The 20503-nt window shown below is 47.1% G+C and carries 22 protein-coding genes, 1 rRNA gene and 1 riboswitch; of the genes, 14 read left to right on the forward strand and 9 right to left on the reverse strand.

Annotated features, from left to right (window positions below):
• Positions 1-63: ribosomal RNA gene (locus tag FKN08_RS14605) — 16S ribosomal RNA — on the reverse strand; the annotation flags it as partial.
• Positions 64-578: 515 nt separating this feature from the next.
• Positions 579-1103, reverse strand: coding sequence for a DUF3087 domain-containing protein (locus FKN08_RS14610; RefSeq protein ID WP_005391841.1), 525 nt, complete (start codon positions 1101-1103; stop codon positions 579-581).
• A gap of 160 nt (positions 1104-1263) precedes the next feature.
• Here FKN08_RS14610 and trmY point away from each other — a divergent pair, with 160 nt between their 5' ends.
• Entirely contained in the window at positions 1264-1863 is a 600-nt protein-coding gene (gene trmY, locus FKN08_RS14615; RefSeq protein ID WP_170892383.1) for a tRNA (pseudouridine(54)-N(1))-methyltransferase TrmY, read from the forward strand.
• Positions 1864-1944: 81 nt separating this feature from the next.
• Here the strand turns inward: trmY and FKN08_RS14620 are convergent, their stop codons facing one another.
• Both FKN08_RS14620 and FKN08_RS14625 read right to left on the reverse strand, forming a co-directional pair.
• Entirely contained in the window at positions 1945-3288 is a 1344-nt protein-coding gene (locus FKN08_RS14620) for a TldD/PmbA family protein (protein ID WP_170892384.1), read from the reverse strand.
• The gene (locus FKN08_RS14625; protein ID WP_170892385.1) at positions 3288-4673 is read right to left on the reverse strand and encodes a TldD/PmbA family protein; all 1386 of its coding nucleotides are present in this window, start codon (positions 4671-4673) and stop codon (positions 3288-3290) included. Before FKN08_RS14625 ends, FKN08_RS14620 begins: the two co-directional genes overlap by 1 nt.
• Positions 4674-4985: 312 nt before the next feature.
• Positions 4986-5093: riboswitch (TPP riboswitch) on the forward strand.
• 96 nt (positions 5094-5189) lie between these two features.
• Here FKN08_RS14625 and thiD point away from each other — a divergent pair.
• From thiD to FKN08_RS14665, 8 genes are all read left to right on the forward strand, one after another.
• Positions 5190-6050 (forward strand): bifunctional hydroxymethylpyrimidine kinase/phosphomethylpyrimidine kinase, encoded by an 861-nt coding sequence (gene thiD, locus FKN08_RS14630; protein ID WP_170892386.1) that lies wholly within the window; start codon positions 5190-5192, stop codon positions 6048-6050.
• Entirely contained in the window at positions 6040-6795 is a 756-nt protein-coding gene (locus FKN08_RS14635; protein ID WP_170892387.1) for an ABC transporter ATP-binding protein, read from the forward strand. The genes thiD and FKN08_RS14635 overlap by 11 nt, the downstream gene beginning before the upstream one ends.
• The gene (locus tag FKN08_RS14640) at positions 6788-7588 is read left to right on the forward strand and encodes an ABC transporter permease (protein WP_170892388.1); all 801 of its coding nucleotides are present in this window, start codon (positions 6788-6790) and stop codon (positions 7586-7588) included. Before FKN08_RS14635 ends, FKN08_RS14640 begins: the two co-directional genes overlap by 8 nt.
• 47 nt (positions 7589-7635) lie before the next feature.
• The gene (locus FKN08_RS14645; protein WP_170892389.1) at positions 7636-8586 is read left to right on the forward strand and encodes an ABC transporter substrate-binding protein; all 951 of its coding nucleotides are present in this window, start codon (positions 7636-7638) and stop codon (positions 8584-8586) included.
• Positions 8587-8640: 54 nt separating this feature from the next.
• The gene (gene tenA / locus FKN08_RS14650) at positions 8641-9303 is read left to right on the forward strand and encodes a thiaminase II (RefSeq protein WP_170892390.1); all 663 of its coding nucleotides are present in this window, start codon (positions 8641-8643) and stop codon (positions 9301-9303) included.
• 18 nt (positions 9304-9321) lie between these two features.
• The gene (gene thiM, locus FKN08_RS14655) at positions 9322-10113 is read left to right on the forward strand and encodes a hydroxyethylthiazole kinase (protein ID WP_020841677.1); all 792 of its coding nucleotides are present in this window, start codon (positions 9322-9324) and stop codon (positions 10111-10113) included.
• 63 nt (positions 10114-10176) lie between these two features.
• Positions 10177-10791: a thiamine phosphate synthase gene (gene thiE / locus FKN08_RS14660; protein ID WP_170892391.1), complete on the forward strand. Its 615-nt coding sequence runs from the start codon at positions 10177-10179 to the stop codon at positions 10789-10791.
• Positions 10792-10972: 181 nt separating this feature from the next.
• Positions 10973-11698, forward strand: coding sequence for a phosphatase PAP2 family protein (locus FKN08_RS14665; protein ID WP_170892392.1), 726 nt, complete (start codon positions 10973-10975; stop codon positions 11696-11698).
• A gap of 70 nt (positions 11699-11768) precedes the next feature.
• On the opposite strand, the gene FKN08_RS14670 is transcribed toward FKN08_RS14665, so the two are convergent.
• A complete protein-coding gene (locus FKN08_RS14670) occupies positions 11769-14216 on the reverse strand; it encodes a trimethylamine-N-oxide reductase 2 (RefSeq protein ID WP_170892393.1) in 2448 nt (815 codons plus the stop codon).
• Positions 14217-14238: 22 nt separating this feature from the next.
• The gene (locus tag FKN08_RS14675) at positions 14239-15333 is read right to left on the reverse strand and encodes a NapC/NirT family cytochrome c (RefSeq protein ID WP_170892394.1); all 1095 of its coding nucleotides are present in this window, start codon (positions 15331-15333) and stop codon (positions 14239-14241) included.
• 270 nt (positions 15334-15603) lie between these two features.
• Here FKN08_RS14675 and FKN08_RS14680 point away from each other — a divergent pair, with 270 nt between their 5' ends.
• The 5 genes from FKN08_RS14680 to FKN08_RS14700 all read left to right on the forward strand — a co-directional run bounded on the left by FKN08_RS14680 (position 15604) and on the right by FKN08_RS14700 (position 18464).
• Positions 15604-16119 carry a GNAT family N-acetyltransferase gene (locus tag FKN08_RS14680; protein WP_170892395.1) on the forward strand — a complete coding sequence of 172 codons (516 nt, stop codon included), beginning with the start codon at positions 15604-15606 and terminating at the stop codon, positions 16117-16119.
• Positions 16120-16128: 9 nt separating this feature from the next.
• Positions 16129-16860 carry a glucose 1-dehydrogenase gene (locus FKN08_RS14685; protein ID WP_006740993.1) on the forward strand — a complete coding sequence of 244 codons (732 nt, stop codon included), beginning with the start codon at positions 16129-16131 and terminating at the stop codon, positions 16858-16860.
• A 1-nt stretch (position 16861) separates the two neighbouring features.
• Positions 16862-17332, forward strand: a complete 471-nt coding sequence (locus FKN08_RS14690; RefSeq protein WP_170892396.1) for a GNAT family N-acetyltransferase — start codon at positions 16862-16864, stop codon at positions 17330-17332.
• Between the two features lie 118 nt (positions 17333-17450).
• Positions 17451-17918, forward strand: a complete 468-nt coding sequence (locus tag FKN08_RS14695; RefSeq protein WP_170892397.1) for an HAD family hydrolase — start codon at positions 17451-17453, stop codon at positions 17916-17918.
• Between the two features lie 33 nt (positions 17919-17951).
• Positions 17952-18464, forward strand: coding sequence for a GNAT family N-acetyltransferase (locus FKN08_RS14700; protein ID WP_170892398.1), 513 nt, complete (start codon positions 17952-17954; stop codon positions 18462-18464).
• Here the strand turns inward: FKN08_RS14700 and FKN08_RS14705 are convergent.
• The 3 genes from FKN08_RS14705 to FKN08_RS14715 all read right to left on the reverse strand — a co-directional run bounded on the left by FKN08_RS14705 (position 18448) and on the right by FKN08_RS14715 (position 20465).
• Positions 18448-18975: a hypothetical protein gene (locus tag FKN08_RS14705; protein ID WP_170892399.1), complete on the reverse strand. Its 528-nt coding sequence runs from the start codon at positions 18973-18975 to the stop codon at positions 18448-18450. The two genes, FKN08_RS14700 and FKN08_RS14705, sit on opposite strands and share 17 nt — an antisense overlap.
• Before the next feature lie 238 nt (positions 18976-19213).
• Positions 19214-19498, reverse strand: coding sequence for a hypothetical protein (locus tag FKN08_RS14710; protein ID WP_006740989.1), 285 nt, complete (start codon positions 19496-19498; stop codon positions 19214-19216).
• 67 nt (positions 19499-19565) lie between these two features.
• Entirely contained in the window at positions 19566-20465 is a 900-nt protein-coding gene (locus FKN08_RS14715) for a DMT family transporter (protein ID WP_170892400.1), read from the reverse strand.
• Between the last annotated feature and the right edge of the window lie 38 nt (positions 20466-20503).

Raw genomic sequence — 20503 nt, forward strand, 5'->3', positions numbered from 1 at the left:
GACTTGCATGTGTTAGGCCTGCCGCCAGCGTTCAATCTGAGCCATGATCAAACTCTTCAATTTAAGATTTTGTTCGGCTCAATGAATACTGAACATTACATAAAGTAATGTTTGAATTGACTGTGCTCTTATTGGTTTTCACTTTTAAAAAGTGAAATAAAACAGCTCAAGGCTGCTTTCCAATTCGAATGGTCACTTCGTTTCATTGAAACCTAATTTGAAGCCGAAGCTTCTAATTGGATTATCATCAACGAGTGCCCACACAGATTGATAGGTCTATATTGTTAAAGAGCTTGCTTCGTAAGCTTTGCTATCGAAGCGGAGGCGTATTCTAAGGAATTAACTTTCAGTGTCAAACACTTTTTTAAATTAATTTTTAGAAGCTTTTCTTTCGCCTTATTGCCAATTGCTTTTGCGTTTCCGCTTTGCCCTGACAACGGAGGCGCATTATAGAGAGATGATTTTTCTTGGCAACCCCTTTTTAGAAAAAAAACTAAAAAAAAGCGTCGAGTGATTAAATCTCACTCAAACGCTTAATTTTAGCACTCAGTTGTTAACTTCAAGTAGCAAATAGGCAATCAGTATGTGTCTACCCAGCTCTCTTTAAAGCTGGTGATATCAAGATCCAGTGATTGCTCCGCTTCGATTTGCTCAATTGCCTCTAATTCTTTATTTACACTACTCATCGTCAATGTGTTGTTGTCTAACTCAAACACTTGTTGTTGCGTTGTGTAATAGAACTTAAGCGTAGTGAGCGCTTTTACATCGTCATTGCTCGCGGCTGCTTTAATGCTTTTTAGTTTACGAAATATTTTGTTGTGCAGTTGCTTGAGCTTCCAAACGTACAACACCTCTTCCATGTATGGCCGAGTTTTAATTTGATTCAATAAAGAGAGGGAAGTTGCGACTGCGAGAAGGACACCAATCAAATTCCAATGAAAGTTTCCCGTTGATTGTTCAGGTACGACTTCAGTGTTGCCAAACAAAACAATAAGCAAGGTACTAAAGGCAAGAGATGAGATAGCGAGCAACGCAACAAAACCGCCAATCACCAGGTTTACTTTCTTTTTATAAATGTCTTTATTTATCTTTTTGATTTCCATATACCGCTCCTAACAGGGTTGCCTCCTATTCTAACCAGCACACTCCGCACGACAATCGAAGCTTTGTAAGTAAGTTCACATTTACTATTAAACTCGCATCCGTTCCCTGCTTGGGTATATACTTCCGCGCATTCACTCTTCCTATATAGAGGCTAAATTCATGCGCTCTTTTGTTTTACGAGCTCGCGCGGCGCCAACCACCAGCAAAGCACTATTAGAAGGTGTTGGTAACGAGGCGCATACCGAGATCCTTGCTCATACCATGATGAACACCATGTTCGTTGCACAATCTCACCGTGAAGATGTGGTTGTCCACTTAGTATTAGAGAGCACAAAGGATTACTCGCGCACGATTACCATTCGTTCAAACGACATTACCAATATTGGCGGTTTTCACGAGTCAACGTTGATTGCAGCAGTGGCTCGCGCTTTGGATGCTTCGGTTGGTATGGGTAAAGAGCAACTTCGTGAAGTCGAACTTGGTATTACCGTTCGTACAGTGAGCTTTGAACGCCTAGTACAAGAGCTGGCAGAAGAGCACCAACTATATATGCTGGATAAGAAAGGCGAATTTGTTCGTGATGCAGAAATTGGTGAAAATCCATGTTTCTTGCTAACTGACCATATACCGATGCCGAAAAAGTCTTTTAACAGCTTAAAGCGCCTTGGCACAGAGAAGATCAGCTTAGGTCCTAAGATGCTTTTCGCTTCTCAGTGTGTAGTATTGATCCACAATGAGTTGGACATCCGCGAATTTTAGTTATTCGCGTACACGTTGCTAGATGATGAAAGAGGACTCGATTGAGTCCTCTTTTTTTGTTTCTGACTTTCTATGCAACGCTTATTTACCACCAATGCTCAAACGAGCAAAGCGAACGTCTGGCGAGAAGAAAGTGCGGCTATCGTTGATTAGCTGAGTATCACCTACTGCCTCAACTTCTTGCAGCATCTTGTAGAAGTTACCCGCTACCGTGATCCCACGAACTGGTTGAACGCGCTCTCCATCACGGCACAAGAAGCCACTCGCACCAAATGAGAAATCACCACTGACAGCATCTGCACCAGAGTGAACTCCTTGCAGTTCGACTAATTCTAGGTATTCACCTGCTTTGACTTCTGGCGCACTGCTGTTGCCTGTCGCAATCACTTTATGATTTGCCGATACGTCTAGGCTCGATTTTGCACCGCGAGCGGCACTTGCTGTCGAGACTGCGCCCAAGTAACTTGCGGTCTGGCTGTTGTGTAGCAAGGTTTTCAACTCACCATTAGCAATCATCACATTATCTTGAGTAGCGAAGCCTTCACTATCAAAACTCGCGATTGCCATACCATTTGGCATGTAAGCCGCATCGGTAAAGGTGATCAGTTCACTTGCAACGCTTTGACCAAGCTTGTCACCCAGTGGCGAGATGCCTTTCATCGCACTCACACCAGAAAACGCACTGCCGAATGCACCAAACAGGCTGCTTAAAGCATTGATGTGGAAAATAGCAGGGTAGTTACCTGTCGCAACCGGAGCGCCTTCCAGAAGATCGCGAGCAAGGTTGTAACCGCCTTCTATACAATAAGCTGGATCCAACTCATCAAAACGGCGACCTAGCGACATTCTTCCCGCCATCGACTGTTTGCCGTCTTTTTCAAACAAGGTATACGCGTAACAAGTGAACGATCGCTCGAAATGTTGACATAACGTACCTTGAGTATTCGCGATGATGAGCTGAGTTTCACCGTCACTGTAACCATTGTATGGTGAGCTTGAAGCGTGAGGCAGAGCCACAACACCTTGCTCAAGCGCAAGGGACAGTTCAATTTTCTCATCGACCGATGTGGTATCGTCTTGCGCAATCTCAGCAACATCAGTCGCGATTTGGCTGTTCACGCAACTAATAGTCTGATGTTCATCTTGCTTGGAAAAGCGAGCGCTTTGCAGTGCGTTGGTCAGCATCAAATCTAAGCTTGGTTGCTCTAGTGATTCAGAATAACTTGTCGCGACACGAGCATCTTTCACAACACGAACACCCAGAACTTGGCTTGAGCTTACTTTGTACTCATCCAACTGCCCTTGGTTCGCTTTCAGAGAAAAGCTGCTGTTGCGGTTTACAATGACGTCCGCTTCTGCGCCTTGGCGTTTTGCTTCTGATAGGACGTAATCAACCGCATTAAGAAGTTGTTGTTCTTGGCTCATTAGTTACCGCCTCCTACCAGAATGTTATCGACTTTCAGCGTTGGCTGACCGACAGTTGTTGGTACTGAACCACTTACAGAACCACACATGCCCGGCGCAAGCGCCATGTCTTTGCCGACCATGCTGATTTCTTTCAGCACTTTTGGACCCGTGCTGATCAGCGTTGCTGTTTTTAGAGGCTTGGTGATTTTGCCATTTTCAATGAGGTAAGCTTCACGAACGGCAAAGTTGAACTCGCCCGTTCCCGGTTGAACCGAACCACCGCCCATCTTCTTCGCATAGATGCCGCGTTCGATGCCAGCCAGCATGTCATCAAGTGAATGCTCGCCTTCTTCGATAAAGGTGTTACGCATACGCGAGGTTGGTGCAAACTTGTAGTTTTGACGACGACCAGAACCCGTAGGTTGGTAACCCGTCTTCATGCCACCCATTTTATCAACCATAAAGCTGGTTAGCTTACCGTCTTTGATCAATTGAGTTCGCTGAGTCTTCATGCCTTCGTCATCAACGTGAATCGAGCCCCATTCGTTGGTCATGGTGCCATCATCGACTGCATTCACTGCGGTGTGAGCAATCATTTCGCCCATCTTGTCGTGGAATACGGACGCTTTCTTCGCAACTGAAGTGGTTTCTAGCAAGTGACCACACGCTTCATGGAAGATAACGCCGCCAAAGCCGTTACCAATTACCACTGGCATTTCACCTGATGGACAAGCATCCGCGCCAAGTTTCACTAACGCTTGCTGCGCGATAGTTTGACCCAGCTCTTTTGCATCAAGCTGTTCGCTGAACTCCCAACCAGCAAGAGCGCCAGGACCTTCCATACCAGAAGACTGCTCATTACCTTTTTGAGCAACGGTGTTACCCGCCACACGAATGTAGTGACGCGTATCGTCTACATGCAAACCTTCTGAGTTGAAGATAGACACTTGCTGCTCGCGCTGAAGCACACTACCAATGAACTGGCTGATGTAATCACTTTCTGCACGCGCAGCTTGGTCAACTTTCAATAGAAACGCGATTTTTGAATCTAAGTTGGCATCCTGACTTAACGGCATGCGGCAACCGTGTTGGATTGGGTAGCGGTTCAAATTTAAAGAACCTGCTGACGCGATTTGCTCACGCTTGTCTTTTGCCGCAAGCAATGAGGTTACGCGTTTTAGCTCGGCTTCGTCCGTGCTATTGGTGTATCCATAAAGCACTTTGTGACCGAAGAAGAGGCGAATACCGATACCAAAATCAATCCCCGAATTGATCTTGTCCACCTCACCAGATGCGATCTGGACGGTGTTAGTTTGATGATGTTCAACGAATAGTTCAGCGAAATCAGCCCCTAAAAAGAGAGCATGATCGATCACTGACTTCGCTGTTGCAGAATTAAGCATGAAGTCTCCTTGCTCGATGATCGTCTTAGCCTTCCTAATTAACTGTCGAAAAGTTCAACAAAGTTAAATTGGCAACGCGTTAAATTTTAACAGTTTTTTAACCTTGTTTTGTGCTAATCCTTGCTTAGCGAGACCACGATTATTTATTAAATATTCCAGGTTCAGCTCTTTCACCAGAGCGTTGCACTAGTAAATTCCACACGACGAACCATTTAGATGCTTACTCTATCACTCACCTCGCATAATTGAATACTCAATAATAATTACTCTCAAAAAACGTATCCCTTCTACAAGGGTCCTGCTATCATCCGAGCGAAATAGTCGGGGGGCCACGCGATAAGCGTTGGCTGAGATCGAGATTCGAGACCCGTTGAACCTGATTCAGTTAGCACTGACGTAGGGAACTATGCGCACTTTGCCTTTCGCCGCTCCTCTTTGGCGAGCGAAACGATCGAACAATCGATCTATCCACAACGGTCAAAGTCAGTTCCTATACGTCTTGTAGTAGGAGCGACCATGACGCAGCAATCACAGCCATCTTTACACCAGGCACAATCACCTATAAACACCCCTGTTGTCTTAACCATCGCAGGCTCCGACAGCGGCGGCGGCGCAGGCATCCAAGCCGATATCAAAGCGATGTCCGCCACTGGCAGCTTTGCCTGCTCAGTGATTACCGCCATCACCTCACAAAACACGCAAGGCGTTTCTGCGATTTTCCCGATCCCACTTGATCACGTTGAAAACCAACTCGATGCGGTGTTTACCGATCTCAATATTGTGGCGGTAAAAGTCGGCATGCTGGCGGATTCGAACATCATCAAAGTGGTGGCAAGCAAAATAAGACAGTACCAACCCAAGCATCTTGTGATTGATCCCGTCATGGTCGCCACCAGCGGTGATTTGCTACTTGAGCAATCAGCAATCAGCACATTAAAAGAAGAACTAATTCCACTGGCAGACATCATTACTCCTAACCTGCCAGAAGGTGCAGCATTGACGGGTAAGCCAGTGCCTCAATCAGAATCTGAAATGAACGATATGATTACCGACCTTCGTGCACTTGGTGCCAAAGCCATTCTGCTCAAAGGCGGTCACCTTGAAGAAGATGAAAACAGCAACGATCTGCTGATCATGCAAAACAGTGCCGAGTTAATCAGCGCCAAGCGTTTCCCAACCCAAAACACCCACGGTACGGGCTGTACACTGTCTTCCGCCATTGCGTCTTACCTTGGTCAAGGCAACAACCTGCACAAAGCCGTACATTTAGGAAAACAGTACATCAGCCAAGCTATCGCACACGCTGATGAATTGGAAGTGGGGAAAGGTCACGGCCCTGTGAATCACTTTTTTTCGGGTCATACTTATGTTCGCTAACGCGATTGGCATTCAGCTTTCCGACGCCAGTTTGCAATACAAAGACAGCCAAACACCGACTTTAGCGGGAGTGAACATGACCATTCCTGTCGGTCAATGGACGGTATTACTCGGACGAAGTGGCTGCGGGAAAACCACAATATTGCGTTACTTAGCTGGCCTACTGGATGACCAAGTTGACTGGCATGGCGAACTCATCACAACCGATGGCGCTGCACTGCATGACCGTATCGCTTACATGGCTCAACAGGATTTATTGCTACCGTGGTTGAATGTGTTAGACAACGTCTGCCTCAGTTCTCGATTTTCTCAAGAGCAAGCAACAGAGCAAAATAGACAACGTGCACTGACTTTACTCAGCCAAGTGGGACTCGCCGATTACGCGGATGCTAAGCCAGCTCAGCTCTCTGGCGGTATGAGACAGCGTGTTGCCCTTGCTCGTACTCTGATGCAAGACAAGCCTCTGGTTCTGATGGATGAGCCCTTCTCTGCGCTGGACGCGGTTACTCGCCATAAGTTGCAAACCTTGTCTGCCGAATTATTGAAAGATAAGACGGTTGTTCTGATTACCCACGACCCACAAGAAGCGGTGCGATTAGCTCACCAACTCTATGTGTTGCAAGGCACGCCTGCGCAAGCTCAGCACTTGGTCGTTCCAGACTCCAAGCCGCCACGGGTTCTCGATGGAGAGTGCGCGGCGCTGCAACAAGCGATTTTGGATCAATTGGAGAAAGACTATGAGTGATATGACTCAGTACAACTCCGTTTCGGCACGCATTAGTAAAAAAGAACGCGTGACCCATCCGGCTCTGCGCTTGGTCATTAGCACAGCGGTGATCTTGGGATTGTGGCAGTTGGTTGTTATGGTATTCGACATGCCAAGCTTCATCTTACCTTCACCAATTGAAGTGCTGGATAGATTGGTCACTCGTTACGATGTCCTGCTCAAACATACTTGGGTTACCGCGCAAGAGATTTTACTTGGCTTGGCGCTTGGATTATCGATGGGTTTGCTGTTCGCATTGCAAATGCTGATGTTCGAGCCGCTGAAGCGTTGGTTACTGCCCATTCTGATTGCTAGCCAAGCGATCCCTGTGTTCGCCATCGCGCCAGTGCTCATGCTTTGGCTGGGTTACGGCATTGCTTCAAAAGTTGTTATGGCGGCGATCATCATCTTTTTCCCCGTCACGACATGTTGCTACGACGGCTTACGCAATACACCAACAGGTTACCTCGACCTTGCCAAGACCATGGGCGCGTCTAAATGGCAGTTACTTCGTCATATTCAATTGCCAGCCGCCCTACCAACTTTAGCTTCAGGTATTCGTGTTGCTGTCGTTATTGCGCCAATTGGAGCAGTGGTCGGTGAGTGGGTAGGTTCAAGTGAAGGCTTGGGTTATCTGATGCTCCAAGCCAACGCTCGCATGATCATTGATGAGATGTTTGCGGCGCTGTTTATCCTCGCCGTGCTGTCTATCTCACTCTACTTCATCACCGATAAATTATTGAAAAAAGCCATCCCTTGGGAAAGCAAGTAATTACAGAAAATAACCAAAGAAAATTGGGAAAGAAAAGGAAGAACCCCGTGAATAAAAACAAACTTATGAGCGCTGCTGCTCTACTCGCTTCAGTGGTATCAACCAACGTGCTTGCTGCTGAAAAAGAGATGACACTGATGTTGGATTGGTTCGTCAATCCAAACCATGGCCCTATCGTTATTGCCAAAGAGCGTGGTTACTTCAAAGAGCAAGGTTTGAAGGTCAACATTCAAGAGCCGGCAGATCCAAGCACACCACCTAAGTTGGTCGCGGCGGGTAAAGTCGACATGGCGATTTCTTACCAACCAAGCCTGACCATCGATGTCGCGGCTGGTTTGCCACTAATCCGCTCTGCGACTTTGATTGCTACGCCACTCAACACGCTGATGGTGTTGGACAACGGTAAGAATGAAAACCTTGGCGACTTAAAAGGCAAGAAGATCGGTATTGCGATCGCAGGCAACGAAGAAGCAACAATCGGCACCATGCTTGCGCAAGAGAACGTGAAGTTTTCTGACGTACAAATCATCAACGTAGGTTGGGCGCTGTCTTCGTCCCTTGCGTCTGGCAAGGTGGATGCGATTTGGGGCGGTCTACGTAACTTCGAAACCAACCAACTGGCACTAGAAGGTTATAAAGCTAAAGCCTTCTTCCCTGAAGAACACGGAGTACCAGCGTATGACGAGTTAGTCTTCGTAGCCAATGCAAAAACCTACGACAAACAAGCCATCAAGGCATTCAACAAAGCACTAGAGCAAGCGACCACTTACATCGTTAACCATCCAAAAGAGTCGTGGAAAGAGTTTGTGGCTTATTCACCAGACACACTCAACAACGATCTTAACCAACGCGCTTGGAATGACACTCTAACTCGTTTCGCTCTTCGTCCATCTGCAGTAGATCTGAAGCGCTACGATGATTATGCCGAATTCATGTATTCACAAAAAATCATCGAAACACTGCCAAAAGCGAAAGATTACGTACCGAGCTTTGACTAATTCTACTGACCTTAGGATCTAAGCCTAGGGTCGTTTGATAACGAGATACCCATAATGAAATACCAAGATTTGATCGACGCTTGCCGCCAAGATTGGCAAGAATACACTGAGCATGCTTTCGTGCAGCAATTGGCGCGAGGCACTCTGGCTCAGCCTTGTTTTCTGCACTATCTAAAGCAGGATTTTCTTTTCCTAAAGCAGTACGCACGAGCTTATGCGCTGGCAATCTACAAAGCACGTACGTTAGACGACATGCGCCGCGCACTACCAAGTGTACATGCGCTTTTAGACTCAGAGATTGCCCACCATGTTACCTACTGCGGTCAGTGGGGATTGACGGAATCTGATCTCGAAAACGAGCCGGAAGATTTTGGCACGGTGGCTTACACGCGCTACGTATTGGATGCAGGCATGACGGGCGACTTAGTTGACTTGTATGCCGCGCTCGCCCCTTGCTCCATCGGCTACGCCGTCATTGGTAAAATGCTGATTGAAGATGAAAACACGGTATTCGAAGGCAATCCTTACGCAAGTTGGATTAACTTGTACGGCGGTGAAGAGTTCCAATCAGGCGTGGCAAGTGGGGCCGAACACTTTAACCAGTTGCTGGCTGAAATCGACATCCACAGCCAGCGCGGTCAAAACCTGATTCAGGTCTTCAAAACCGCAACGCGTATGGAAGTGGCGTTTTGGCAACAAGGTCTAAACGCACAATAAGGTTAATTGGAGAATCTCATGTTAATAGAACAAATCACTCAAGCATTAACCGCAGTGCGTCAGAAAAAGCCTTTAGTCGTGAACATTACCAACTACGTGGTGATGAACAACACGGCGAACGCTTTGCTGGCTATCGGTGCTTCGCCAATCATGGCGCATTCAAAGCAAGAAATGGCAGAAATGATGTCGTTTGCTGGCGCTTTGGTGATCAACATCGGCACCCTAGACAGCGTTTGGACGCCGCGCATGAGCTATGCCGTCGAGCAAGCCAACTCGAACGGTAAAATTGTTGTGCTCGACCCTGTCGGTTGCGGTGCAAGTTCACTACGCACCGAAACCTCGCGCGAAATCGCCCGCCTTGCAAACAAGTTAATCATTCGTGGTAATGCTTCCGAAATCATTGCTCTCGCTGGTGAGCAAGCGCAAAGCAAAGGTGTAGATGCACTCGACAGTAGTGATGCAGCCCTTGGGGCGGCTCACTTCTTAGTTGAAGAATACGGAGCGAGCGTGGTGATCTCCGGCGAAACTGACTACATCGTGACAAAAGAGCAAACCGTCCAGCTGAATAATGGTCACGAGATGATGCCATACGTAACGGGCATGGGTTGCACGTTAACCGCACTGACAGGCGCGTTCGCAGCAATCGGCGACGAAACAGGCCTTGCTGCGGCAGCGGTGCTTGGCGTTGTGGGTGAAATTGCGGCAGAGCAAGCGCGAGGGCCAGGTAGCTTGCAAATGCATCTTTTGGATGAGCTTTACCAACTGGATGAAGAAACACTGGCAACACGTCTTAAATTACAAGTGAGATAAATCACTTCTCAATGCTTTAAACGCCTCTCACTCCAAAGACAGTGGGAGGCAAAAGGAAACATAATGAACGCCTATCGTTTGTATTTGGTCACCGACGACCAACAAGATTTATCCACTCTCAAACACGTTGTAAGAAAGGCGGTAGAAGGTGGGGTAACCATGGTACAGGTACGCGAAAAACATGGTGACGTTCGTGCATTTATTGAACGAGCTCAAGCCGTAAAGACGGTCCTTGAAGGCACTGACGTCCCGTTAATCATCAATGATCGTGTTGATGTTGCCCTTGCCGTCGATGCCGATGGGGTTCACCTCGGGCAGTCAGACATGCCAGCAGAGATCGCTCGTCAATTGATTGGCCCAAACAAGATTCTAGGCTTGTCGATTGAGACTGAAGAGCAGTTGGCAGAGGCGGATTCTCTGCCCATTGATTACATCGGTTTGAGTGCCATCTTCGCTACACCAACCAAAACCAACACCAAAAAACACTGGGGTATTGAAGGTTTGAAGATGGCGCTGAACACCACGTCTTTACCAATCGTCGCTATTGGTGGCATCAACGAAACCAACATTCCTACACTGAGTGCGACAGGTGTGCATGGTTTGGCTTTGGTTTCTGCCATTTGTCATGCAGAAAACCCAACCAAAGCAGCAGAATACTTACGTTCTCTGATGGATTAAGACCCCAACGCTTAAGGATGAGCGCCTTTACCCTCCGGATAAATGTCATCAATTCATCACTCAGCCTTCATTCTCTCGTCAAATTGACAAAGCGTTGATAAGTTTTTCACGCCAGATAACGTAAGATAAGCCCCTTATTTTCACGTGGTTGAATAACCCTCAATAAAACAAAACGCTCTCAATGAAAACCAAAAAATATGGATTGATGATGCTCGCCTTGTTTGTTCTTGGCATCATCCCAATGTCGCTGTTTGGCTCTTATCACGATCTCACCTCACAGGTGCCAGAAAGTCTGGGTATTACTCTTACTTTGCTCACTGACTCTGCTGGCAGCAAAGGCTTTTTAATTACCTTAACACTGCTACTGCTTTCTTTATTTTGCTTTAAACCAAGTCGCACTGAGTGGATGCAAAAACTCTCAATGTTAGTGCTGTTACTTGTGATTGGCTTTGCCAGCAAAACGGGGCTAAAACTGATGACAGAAAGCCCGCGCCCGTACACGGAATTGCTCGCAGCAGAACAATTGATTGAAACACCAGAAACGTTTTATCAGTTAGATACAAAACAACAAGCCAACGTAATTAACCAGATTTCTGAACACGTCAGTGATTGGCGGACACGCCATTGGCAAGGCGAGAAAGACTATTCTTTCCCGTCCGGCCATACGATTTTCGTTTCGATTTGTTTGGCTTTCTTTGGTGGGTTGTTCTTACAGAACAAGTGCTATATCTCTGCACTGTCATTATGGATGTGGGGAATGAGCGTCGCATATAGCCGCTTATGGCTGGGCATGCATCGCCCTGAAGATTTAATAGGTTCGGTCTTGTTTGTCGCGATTGTATTTACTTTACTCCCGACATTTCAGATTAAGAAACAGATGCCGTTTGTTTCTCTCGCTTCGCGCTAATGCGAACGATGACTAGATAAAAAAGAAGCCAGCGATTCGCTGGCTTCTTGCTTTCAAGCGCTACTTTTTTCTAGCCATTTTTTGGTGGTTCAAACGCTGTTAGTTCTAATTCTGGGCCAGTGTATTTTTCAATACGAACCAGTGCCGAGTTCGCCGCACAGCCGTTTGCAAGTCGAGAGGTCGGAATATCCAACGTTAACACATTACAACCGCCGTTCTTACAAATGCCGGTTTTCGGATCCAGATCCGGCCAACCGCCTTCATGAATACACACTGAACCTTGCTTGATTCGGTCAGTCACTTCTGCGCCAACCAATACTTGGCCACGGTTGTTAAACGCACGAACTAGATCGCCCGTTTTAATACCACGCGCTTTCGCATCTTCAGGGTGAATCCAAATAGGTTCACGGTTTGCAATTGCGTACTCTTCTCGAATCTTCGCGTAGTTAAACTGGCTGTGTAGACGATGCGCTGCGTGCGCGGTCATTAGCTGCAACTCGCCATCTTTTGCATTGCCAGTGTACTCGGTTGGTGCCATCCACGTTGGGTGTGGAGGACAGTCTTCCAACTGGTAACCTTCAATCGTTTTCGAGAAGATTTCAATCTTACCACTTGGCGTACCTAGCGGGTTCATGATCGGGTCTTCACGGAAATCCGCGTAACGAACAAACTGTGCGTTCTTCTCGTTCCACTTCATCTCGATCAGTTGGTTATCTTCCCAGAACTTGCTGAAGTTCGGCATTGCTACGCGAGAGCCACGGCCACCTTGTTGCGCCGCCTTGTAGAAGCCGTACAGCCATTCCATTTCAGTCTTGCCTTCGGTGTACACGTCACGGCCACCCGGAGCTAGCATCTCTGCCATGTCCGCGAATACATCGAAGTCATTACGCGCTTCACCTTGCGGCTCAACCACTTTCTTCATTGGCACCAAGTGTTGGTTACTGTAGTCACCCGTCATCGTTAAGTCGTTACGCTCGAACGATGTGGTGATTGGCAGAACGATGTCCGCATGCTTCGCAGCCGCAGTCCAGTAAGGTTCTGAAATCACGATCAGCTCAGGCTTTTGCCATGCTTTAATCAAGCGGTTGGTGTCTTGGTGGTGAGTAAAGTTCGCACCACCTGCCCACCAAATCATCTTGATATCTGGGAACGTCAGTTCATGACCGTTGTGATGGTAGGATTGACCTGGGTTTTCCAACGCCTCGACAATACGCGCCACAGGGAAGCTTTGCACCGCGCCAGATACCGCCCAGTCGTTACCCGCAGAAGAGCCGCCACCCAGTGATGCTGAAATCGCAGGAAGCACGCCAGCGTCACGAGCAGGGTTACCACCGTTTGAGTAGTGGTAAGAGAAACCAAAACCACCACCCGGTAAACCGATTTGACCCAACATTGTTGCCAGTGTAACCAGCATCCAGTGACGCTGTTCACCGTATTGTTGGCGCTGCATGCCCCAACCCGCCATCAGCATGGTGCGGTTTTTACTGAAGATGTCAGCCAGTAGCTCAAGTTGCTTCGCAGGTACGCCACAGATTTGCGATGCCCACTCCGCTGATTTTTCTACGCCGTCTTCTTCGCCCATCAGGTACGCTTCAAATTTGTCGTAACCAGCGGTGTATTTATCGAGGAAGGCTTTATCGTGCTTACCTTGTTTCACCAAGGTGTGTGCGATACCCATCATCATCGCTACGTCGGTCATTGGGTGAGGAGCAATCCACTCCGCATTCTCACCAAAAAACTCAATGGTTTCAGAACGAATAGGGTCAATCGCAATAACCGTCTTGCCTGATTTTTTCAATTGATGGAAGAACTCAAGCCCCGCGCAGTCTGTTGAACTCCACGCGATTTTTAGGGTGTTGATCGGGTTTAAGCCCCAAAGCACAACCACATCACTGTGCTCTAGCACCACTGGGTACGTGGTTTGTTGCTCGTACACTTCGATAGAGCCCACAACGTGCGGCATGATGATCTGCGCAGCACCCGTTGAGTAGTCACCCAAGTGGCCTGAATAGCCACCCGCCATACTCATGTAACGTTGCAGCAAGGTTTGTGCTTTGTGCAGCACGCCACTTGAACGCCAGCCGTAAGAGCCTGCAAACACAGAAGCTGGGCCATATTCTTTACGAATGCGCATGTGCTGTTCGTGGATCAGCTTGTAAGCCTCATCCCAAGACACACGCACAAACTCATCACTACCGCGCACACCTTCTGGCGACGATGGGTTTGCCAAGTAGCCTTTACGTACCATTGGGTACTTCACACGCGCCTTGGTATGCACTTGGTCAGGCCCAGTAGTTTGTAGACTATTTGGTACAGTTTGTGGCAGAGCATTAGTGGTCGATACTAGCTTGCCATCTTTCACTTCACATAACATTGGGCCCATGCGGCCCGCAGTCAAAATGCCCTTACCACGCTGGTTTGAAGACGCAACAGACATAGGCGCAAAAGAAGTAAATGCCATGGCGCCAGCCGCCAGACCTGTGCCTTTTAGAAATCCACGACGGGTTAAATTAGTCATAATCTTATCCTTCTATTTATCGTTAGTGACCAACCACATCTTTCGCGTGGTGCTGGAAGAACTTAGTAAGAATTTCTAGGTTTTCGGCAGTGATGTCTGTTCGATCACCCATACTCTTCGCCACTGGTCCCCATGCGTTCACTGTGAAGTGATTTGAAGGAATTTTCGCGTGACAAGTTGCACAATAAACGTTGTCTAGCTCTTCTGCGTATGACCAAACTGGGTCAAGCGTATCCACAACAGGAGAATCGATCGTGCCTGTTAGTGACACTGCGCGCCATTCGTTGCCGTAAACGTCGGCCTTAAACTCACCGCCCTCAAGAGCTTGCTGACCTTGCTCGGTTAGCGTTGCTACGATGGCACGTTGACCTTCACCCATGTACAGCACTTGCTCTGCGCCTTTCATTTGGAATGCGTCCAACTTAACAGTACGCTCATCACCTTCAGAGCTGATTACTTCTAACTTCGTCGTTGGGTTAATTTTACCCATTTCACCCATTGCGATTTCAGTCACAGGGTAAACGACTTTGGCACCAGGTGATGTTTTTGTGGTGAAGCTCATCAACGTTTCAAATGCCTTGCTGTCTAGCTCAGCTTCTGGTGCAAAGTGAGCAACGCCTTTGTGACAATCGATACACGTTTGATCGTTCACTTTTGCGTACTCGTGCATTTTCGCTGCATCGCGAGATTGCTCAAATTCTTCCATCGCGTCAAAGTCGTGGCAAGAACGGCACGTTGCAGAGTCGTTTTCACGGAACTGCTCCCACACCATCTCCGCAAGCTCTTTGCGGTGCGCTTCGTATTTTTCTGGCGTGTCGATCTTGCCAGTCACGAACTCATGGTAGATGTCTTTCGATGCACGAATCTTCGTGATCAGGTAGTCCATCGGTTCTTGTGGGATGTGGCAATCAGAACACTCGGCACGAATGCCTTTCGCATTACTGAAGTGCACCGAGCCTTGGTACTCTTTGTAAGGGATTTCCATAGAGTGGCACGAGAGACAGAACTCAGTATCAGAGGTGTAATGCATTACCGCTGCAGTACCACCTAATGTTAACCAGCCCACACCAATGCCGGCAGCAACCAGCAGTGCAACATATCGTTTTTTTATTGACATAATTAGCAACACTTCCAAATAAAATGTAATTATAGATCGCAAAATACTACTTTATGGGTAGTTCTCTCTTGATCCACATCATTTCCGTGTTGCTCTAAGTGTCTCAAGTATGAAATTTCGTTATTTTCATCCCATAAATGAATATTCAGTAAGAATTCATTACCCAACCAGGCATTCACCACACAAATCACTTTTGTAAGTGCAACCGTTTGATTAAAGAGATAAGAGGATGAGAAACTGGCTCTCTACATAAATGCTGTAAGGACACGCATGTCAGTTTATATTGAGACTCACCGAAGCCGATTAAGACCTATCGAAGCCAGCGATTGGGAACTATTTCAGCGATTACATTCCGAACCAGAGCTCATTGAGCTCTGTTTTGAGCGCCCGAGCGAAAAACAAATAAAAGAAAAATTTGCTTCGCGATTATTACCATGGACACCAGACAGTCCGCACTGGCTTTGCCTCGTCATACTCGATAAGCAATCTGAACAACCGATTGGCGTCACTGGCCTTGCCATTGAAGAAGGTAACGCAGAGGTGGGTTACTTACTTTTGCCTGAATTTCATGGCCGACAGTTTGGAACAGAAACCCTTCAAGCGCTTCTAAATTGGGCGAGAGCAACACATGACATCGACCGCTTTTCCGCTACGGTCACTGAAGGGAATATTGCTTCAGAGCGTGTTCTCATGAAGTGCGGATTCGAGCTATCTGAAGTCATTCCTGACGCATACCAAATTGGCGACAAGCGTTACACCGACAAAATCTACTCGCTACAAAAATAAGGATGTATTTTGAATAAAGTAGTCATCGTTACAGGCGCAAGCCGAGGCATTGGAGCCGCAACGGCGAAAAAACTGGCCGAGCAAGGCTATGCCGTGTGTGTTAATTACCGTGCGCAAAGTGAAGCAGCTCACCAAGTGGTCAGAGACATACAAGCAAATGGCGGAAAAGCGATCGCCGTTCAAGCAGATGTATCTGACGAGCAACAAGTGCTCAACCTTTTCGATGCAACAGAAAACGCACTAGGCTCAGTCACCCATTTGGTCAACAACGTTGGCATTCTATTTACTCAGTCACCGTTGGCGGAAATCAGCTTAGAACGATTTCAGAAAGTAATGAACACTAATGTGAATAGCTGCTTTCTCTGTTGTAGAGAAGCGGCGAAGCGATTCAGTACTGGTGGTGCAATTGTGAATGTTTCTTCTGGGGCATCACGCTCAGGCGCGCCATTTGAATATGTCGATTACGCCACATCAAAAGGCGCAATGGATACCTTAACCAAAGGGCTATCGCTTGAATTGGCAGACCGAAATATTCGCGTCAATGGCGTTCGACCTGGTTTCATTTACACCGATATGCACGCCGATGGTGGAGAACCAAACCGAGTGGATAGGCTCAGCCCTCAAATTCCACTGAAACGGGGCGGTACGGTAGAAGAAGTGGCGAATGCGATCGCTTGGCTACTCAGTGATGAAGCTTCTTATGTTACAGGCTCTTTTATCGATCTTTCAGGCGGTAAGTAAAATGGAAGTCAACATTCGACAAGCAACTCCTGACGATTTGGATGCAATTTTTGAATTAAACCTACAAATCAACGTACTGCATTTTGCCAACGCGCCTGAAGCTTTTGTAGCACCTTCGGAAGACGACCGAGCGTTCCTCACTCAGGCTCTCGAGAATGATGAACGCTTGTTTTTAGTCGCAGAACATGAAAAGGAGGTAGTCGGCTTTTTAACCGCGATGATCACTCAGAATGAAACCGTCAGCTTTCTGATCAAAGATCCAATTTGTCGAGTAGGAACTATTGTCGTCAATGAAGAACAAAAACAGCAGGGTATCGGTCGCCAACTGCTTGAGGCCTGTGAGCAATGGGCGCGCGATGCCAATGCTACACAAGTTCGATTAGAAGTGATGGAATTCAATCAACCAGCACAGCGGTTTTACGACAAGCAAGGTTTTAAAACTAACTCACGCATTATGCTGAAACATTTGTAACGATAACGACAATTAAGCGCTTTTCACGACTAAAGCCACCTAAATCGCATTTATCGATGCAATTTATCCCCTGATTTTAGAAAAGACGATATGATGTGCGGATAAAGGAGATTCGAACATGATTTATCTTTTCGATTGGGGGAACACCTTAATGGTGGATTTCCCTCACGCACAAGGAAAAATGTGCGATTGGGAACACGTAGAAACGATCCCTCTGACCAAAGAAACACTGGCAACACTTTCCCAAAATCATGCTATTTACATCGCGACCAGTGCATCTGATTCCAACATGGAAGAGGTTCAGCGTGCATTCGTCCGCGTCGACTTAGACCAGTACTTAAATGGCTACTTTTGTTTTGCCAATCTCGGCATCGCTAAAAACCAATCTGAGTTTTATCTTGCTATCGCAAAACAGCTAAGGGTTAACGTGAGTGAGTTAACCATGGTTGGCGACTTGCCTCATAAAGACATTTACCCTGCAATGCAAGCTGGCGTAAATACGATTTGGTTTAATCCAACAGGAGCCAGTGCGCCAGCCGATCCCATTCCGAACCAAATTCGCTGTTTATCTGAACTCGTACCTTAACCATCACTAACCTGCACTAATCAAGGAAGATGAATGCAAATCAGACCCATCCAGGTAAGCGATATCGAGCGCTTTACCGAACTGTGGAACCGAGTCTATGCCGAAGGTAAATACCTGCGCAGTCCGGCTCCAGATAAAGACACCCTGACCAATATTTTACGTCGCGTAGAACTTGAATCGATTCCTCAATTTGTTGCTTTGGACAATCACGTTCTGATTGGTAGTGTAGAGGTTTTTCCTGCCGAACTGTGCGGTTATGAAGGCTGTCAACTCACTAGCACAGGCATTTTAGGTATTCATATCGATAGAACATTCAGAGGAAAAGGGCTAGGTAAGCAGCTATTGTCTGTCGCACTTAAAAGTGCCTGGGAATATGGTTACGACACCATTGTACTTAATGTTTATAAGGACAACCTTGCCGCGATAGCGTTGTACGAGCGATTTGGATTTGAGCACCATGGTGAACTAGGAGAAGTCACTCTCCCCAATGGCGAAGTGTTGATGAGTCAGAAGATGATGTTAAGCGCGCCTAACAACCCTCAGTAACGTGCCCTCGGACGATAGACTCTGTGGATGCTTGATTTACATAATAGAAATAGCATGCCTCTTCTGCCAAGGTATACCCTTGCGGCCAAATGTACACCACCCGATCAAGACCTGACTGGTCGACAAATTGATAATCGGGAATAGACACAAAGTGGGTACTGTTTGGGTGTTGCTGACCAATAATACAAAAGTCACTGCCTTTGCAGGGAACATCAATTTTGGACACGCCACTCTGCGGCAAATCGATTTCTAATAACGCGCCAATGCTATTGGCGCTCGCTTCTGGCATACCGCTTAAGGTTTTTACGTTCCTATCAATATAGTGGACTTGGTTTTGCTCGACGGCATTGTCTATCGCCACTCGGGCGTTGAAAAATTTAAGCGCGGTACCCAATGACGAATTGGAACTGTGTAACATCGACGCATAGGCTTGGCGATGAATGTGGAGTAGTGTTGGCAACGCAGCCAAAGCGATGAAAGCCAAAGTGGCGAGCACTATGGTGATTTCCATCAGCGTAAATCCCTTTAATCTCACTTTTTTATCTCAGCAGAATGAATGGTCGTTTGCCTCACATCCATGTGAGACCTTGCCAATATATCGCTGATTTAAAAGGTTTAAAGCCCTAGTAGATGACAAACAAGAGTCATGGGCCAAAGTTGAGACCGCTCGCCAAGTTAATATGCAAACGCACACATTTATGTGTCAGTTTTAGGACTTTATTTATCAATCACTTATTTACTGAAGCAGATTACCCGAGTAGTGGAACGTTATTACGCACAAGTCCGCGACGTACGTTAGTGCACATCTTCCCGAAACGACGGATCTCATCAAACTGCGGAATCACACCCCGCTCCATTGCCGACTCCCAATAAGTAACCTCTGAATCCACCATTTCCAGTAACTTCTTCGGACAACCGATGCACTGCCCCTCCGGCCCACACACAAAGGTTTCCGGTTCGTAAATCGGTAGTTCAGCTTTTACTTGGTCGATGATATTACGCATCGCGGTCATTCGGTCTGGCTTTGCCGTCATCACTCTGCTCCACGGATTAAGATGAAGCAGAATTGTACTCACTGGCACGTGAATGTCCCTACCTAATTTAGGTATACTCCGTTTTGATAGCCTTTTTTATCGTCAGATCTGGTTTTTTAACCACCAAATACACCGCCGTAGCCGCTAGGACAAAGCCAGAAATGCCCATCCAATCAAACGACTCTCCAAACGCGAGCCAAGCTTGAATCGCGGTTGTTGGCGGCACCAGGTAGAACACAGACGCCACACTCGAAGACGCGCCATTTCTCACCATGTACAGCAACAATAGAATCGCCACACAAGAGAGCACGACGACCAACCACAAGACGGTTAAAATAAACTCCAGTTCCCACTGAACTTGCATCGTTTCAAACTGCATCGCAACAGGCAGAAACATGATGAGTGCGGCCAAATATTGCACCGTCGCACCACCAACCATATCCACCTGTTGGCAATGTTTTTTCTGATACAGCGTCCCTAGCGTGATACCAACCAAAGACAGTAAACAGACTCCAATGGCTAAGAACTTATGTTGCTCAGACTGCCACTCCATGTTTCCCATCAGCACCATAGCGATGCCGACAAAGCCTAGAGCCAAACCCAGCCATTGCGAGGGTTTAAATTCCTCACGAACAAACACCACCAGCAAAGCCGCGGTTAAAATCGGCTGAATGCCCACCAACAACGAACTCAGCCCTGCAGGCATACCCAAATCAATAGCGAAATAAGTGCCGCCTAAATAGAAGCCATGGATCAACACACCCACCACACAGCTGTGCCAAAAATCGCTTCCTGTCGGCAACCTTCTACGCAATACCGCCACAAGAACCAAAAACAGTAAGACATTGAATGCCATACGGATAGAAAGTAGTGTCGCTGGCTCGGCATACTGCAAACCAAAACGCGCACCAACAAATCCAGAAGCCCAAAGGATGACAAATACAAAAGGGATGGCTCGGATTAACATGATCGCCTCACTCACGCTTGTTTTATGTTTTGAGATAC

The sequence above is a fragment of the Vibrio sp. 1-2 (7-a) genome, from assembly GCF_013048515.1.
In the GTDB taxonomy this organism is placed as follows: domain Bacteria; phylum Pseudomonadota; class Gammaproteobacteria; order Enterobacterales; family Vibrionaceae; genus Vibrio; species Vibrio diabolicus.

Excerpts from the sequence above, each read along its gene's own strand:
- FKN08_RS14610 (WP_005391841.1), bottom strand. The coding sequence starts at position 1,103 with ATGGAAATCAAAAAGATAAATAAAGACATTTATAAAAAGAAAGTAAAC.
- trmY (WP_170892383.1), top strand. The coding sequence starts at position 1,264 with ATGCGCTCTTTTGTTTTACGAGCTCGCGCGGCGCCAACCACCAGCAAA.
- FKN08_RS14620 (WP_170892384.1), bottom strand. The coding sequence starts at position 3,288 with ATGAGCCAAGAACAACAACTTCTTAATGCGGTTGATTACGTCCTATCA.
- FKN08_RS14625 (WP_170892385.1), bottom strand. The coding sequence starts at position 4,673 with ATGCTTAATTCTGCAACAGCGAAGTCAGTGATCGATCATGCTCTCTTT.
- thiD (WP_170892386.1), top strand. The coding sequence starts at position 5,190 with ATGACGCAGCAATCACAGCCATCTTTACACCAGGCACAATCACCTATA.
- FKN08_RS14635 (WP_170892387.1), top strand. The coding sequence starts at position 6,040 with ATGTTCGCTAACGCGATTGGCATTCAGCTTTCCGACGCCAGTTTGCAA.
- FKN08_RS14640 (WP_170892388.1), top strand. The coding sequence starts at position 6,788 with ATGAGTGATATGACTCAGTACAACTCCGTTTCGGCACGCATTAGTAAA.
- tenA (WP_170892390.1), top strand. The coding sequence starts at position 8,641 with ATGAAATACCAAGATTTGATCGACGCTTGCCGCCAAGATTGGCAAGAA.
- thiM (WP_020841677.1), top strand. The coding sequence starts at position 9,322 with ATGTTAATAGAACAAATCACTCAAGCATTAACCGCAGTGCGTCAGAAA.
- thiE (WP_170892391.1), top strand. The coding sequence starts at position 10,177 with ATGAACGCCTATCGTTTGTATTTGGTCACCGACGACCAACAAGATTTA.
- FKN08_RS14665 (WP_170892392.1), top strand. The coding sequence starts at position 10,973 with ATGAAAACCAAAAAATATGGATTGATGATGCTCGCCTTGTTTGTTCTT.
- FKN08_RS14670 (WP_170892393.1), bottom strand. The coding sequence starts at position 14,216 with ATGACTAATTTAACCCGTCGTGGATTTCTAAAAGGCACAGGTCTGGCG.
- FKN08_RS14675 (WP_170892394.1), bottom strand. The coding sequence starts at position 15,333 with ATGTCAATAAAAAAACGATATGTTGCACTGCTGGTTGCTGCCGGCATT.
- FKN08_RS14680 (WP_170892395.1), top strand. The coding sequence starts at position 15,604 with ATGTCAGTTTATATTGAGACTCACCGAAGCCGATTAAGACCTATCGAA.
- FKN08_RS14690 (WP_170892396.1), top strand. The coding sequence starts at position 16,862 with ATGGAAGTCAACATTCGACAAGCAACTCCTGACGATTTGGATGCAATT.
- FKN08_RS14695 (WP_170892397.1), top strand. The coding sequence starts at position 17,451 with ATGATTTATCTTTTCGATTGGGGGAACACCTTAATGGTGGATTTCCCT.
- FKN08_RS14700 (WP_170892398.1), top strand. The coding sequence starts at position 17,952 with ATGCAAATCAGACCCATCCAGGTAAGCGATATCGAGCGCTTTACCGAA.
- FKN08_RS14705 (WP_170892399.1), bottom strand. The coding sequence starts at position 18,975 with ATGGAAATCACCATAGTGCTCGCCACTTTGGCTTTCATCGCTTTGGCT.
- FKN08_RS14710 (WP_006740989.1), bottom strand. The coding sequence starts at position 19,498 with ATGACGGCAAAGCCAGACCGAATGACCGCGATGCGTAATATCATCGAC.
- FKN08_RS14715 (WP_170892400.1), bottom strand. The coding sequence starts at position 20,465 with ATGTTAATCCGAGCCATCCCTTTTGTATTTGTCATCCTTTGGGCTTCT.